The following is a 2,147-nucleotide window of genomic DNA, read 5'->3' as shown; positions in this document are numbered from 1 at the left end:
GATCTTCAACGCCTGGTGCGCGATCCGCGAGATGGCGCCGTACATGTGGGGCTACATCTTCGCGGCGAAAGTCGGCTGCGGTCTGGTCGCCGAGATCGGCTCGATGCGCATCTCCGACGAGATCGACGCGATGGAGGTCATGGGCGTCAAGTCAAGGAGCTACCTGGTCGGCAGCCGCATCGTCGCGGCCTGGATCGCGATGCCGTTCCTCTACGTGGTGGGCCTCGGAATCATGTACATCGGGGAGTTCCTCACCACCGTGAAGATGCTCGGCGGGGTTTCCCCCGGTGGTTACAATTTCATCTTCTGGCTCTACCAGAACCCGCAGGACCTGTTCTTCTCCCTGTGCAAGGTGATGGCCATGGGAACGGCGATCATCTTCGTCGGATGCTATTACGGTTACAACGCCAGTGGCGGATCCGTCGGCGTGGGACGAAGTACGGCGAAGTCGATGATGCTGAACATGGTGCTGATACATATCATCGGTGTATTGGGGACCCAGCTCTTCTGGGGTCTGGCGCCGAATGCACCGATCGCCAACTGACCGGTCCGCCGCCCCTTCGTCCCGCGAGGAGAATTCTGTGTCCACATCGAACACCGCCGACGCACCCACGCGGATCCATACCCGCAGCGGCCACCTCTTGGCCGGCCCGGCCGACCGGACGCACTCGATGGAAGTGCGGAACGTCTCGAAGGCCTTCGGGAACTTCCACGTCATGCGCGGCATGAACATCAACTTCGTCGACGACGCCATCACGACGGTGCTCGGGCCGTCGGGTACCGGTAAGAGCGTGCTCCTGAAGCACCTCGTCGGGCTCCTGGAGCCCGACGAGGGCGAGATCGTCATCTTCGGCCAGGACCTGTGGAAGATCACCGAGCAGGAGCGCTACGACCTCCGCAAGCGCTTCGGCGTCCTGTTCCAGGACGGCGCCTTGTTCGGCTCCATGAACATCTACGACAACACCGCCTTCCCGCTGCGCAAGCACACGGACATGAGCGAGGCGGAGATCGAGCACATCGTGATGACCCGGCTGACGGAAGTCGGCTTGGAGCGGTCGATCACGAAACTCCCGAACGAGGTCTCGGGTGGTATGCGGAAGCGCGCCGGGTTCGCGCGGGCGCTCGTGCTCAACCCGGACATCGTGTTGTTCGACGAGCCGGACTCCGGTCTGGACCCCGTCCGCACTAGCCTGCTGAACGACCTCATCCTGGACATGCACCGCGAGCACAAGGGCACCTACCTGCTCGTCACGCACGACATCCGCACCGCGCGCAAGGTCAGCGACTACGTCGGCCTCATCTGGCAAGGGCAGGTCGTGCACTACGGCGAAGCCGAGGAGGCGTTCGCGTCCGACGACCCGTTCGTGCGGCAGTTCCTGGCCGGCGAATCCGCGGGCCCGCTGGGGATGGACTGACTCATGAAACGTGTGTTGACGGTCGGCGTCATCGTGGTGGCGGCCCTGGGCGTCGGGGCCACTGCCGTCGCCGCGATGAGAAGCGACGACTACGAAGTCGGCGTGATCCTCGACTCCGCGACGAACGTGGTGTCCGGGGGAACCGTGCAGGTCAACGGTTTCGAAGTCGGCAAGGTGTCCGACATCTCGGTCGAGGGCGGCAAGGCGAAGCTGGTGCTCGCGCTCGAAGGGGACCACGTTCCCCTCCACGACGGCGCGCAGGTGCGGATCGAGTGGAAGGCGGCGCTCGGCGAGCGGATGGTGAACATCACCGACGGACCGAGCGGGAACGCGGAGATCCCCGACCACGGGATGATCAAGGGCGACATGCCGGTGCCGATGGAGTTCGACCAGGTGCTGAACGCTCTGGATCCGCCGACCCGGGCCAAGCTCAGCTCGTTGATCAACCGGCTCGACAGCACGGTCAAGGGCAACGAGGCCGACGTGAACCACACGGTGCGCTCGGCCGGCCCCGCCGTGCAAGCGCTCGGTGAAGTGCTGCGGGGACTCGGCAGCGACGGGCCGGCCATCAAGCAGATGGTCACCCAGCTCGACACCATGGTCGGCACCCTCGCCGGTCGTGAGGCCGACCTGCGCACGGTGATCGACCAGCTGTCGAAGACGACGTCGCTCACCGCGCAGCAGCACGAGGCACTCGCCTCGGCGCTCAAGAAGCTGCCCGGCACCTTGCAA

The 2,147-nt window shown here is 64.9% G+C and carries 3 protein-coding genes; all 3 read left to right on the top strand.

Features of this window, described 5'->3' with window-relative positions; genetic code table 11:
* Positions 1-544 (top strand): ABC transporter permease (locus H5411_RS46260; protein ID WP_183127996.1); only part of this gene is annotated, 544 nt, incomplete at its 5' end.
* A 37-nt stretch (positions 545-581) separates the two neighbouring features.
* A complete protein-coding gene (locus H5411_RS46255) occupies positions 582-1,415 on the top strand; it encodes an ABC transporter ATP-binding protein (RefSeq protein WP_183127995.1) in 834 nt (277 codons plus the stop codon).
* A 3-nt stretch (positions 1,416-1,418) separates the two neighbouring features.
* A partial coding sequence (locus H5411_RS46250) for an MlaD family protein (RefSeq protein ID WP_183127994.1) occupies positions 1,419-2,147 on the top strand: 729 nt, incomplete at its 3' end.

Origin of the sequence: Amycolatopsis echigonensis, from assembly GCF_014174495.1 — a bacterium.
Taxonomy (GTDB): Bacteria; Actinomycetota; Actinomycetes; order Mycobacteriales; family Pseudonocardiaceae; genus Amycolatopsis; species Amycolatopsis echigonensis.
Note: the sequence above shows the minus strand (reverse complement) of the source record. Positions and strands in the feature narration are given on the sequence as shown.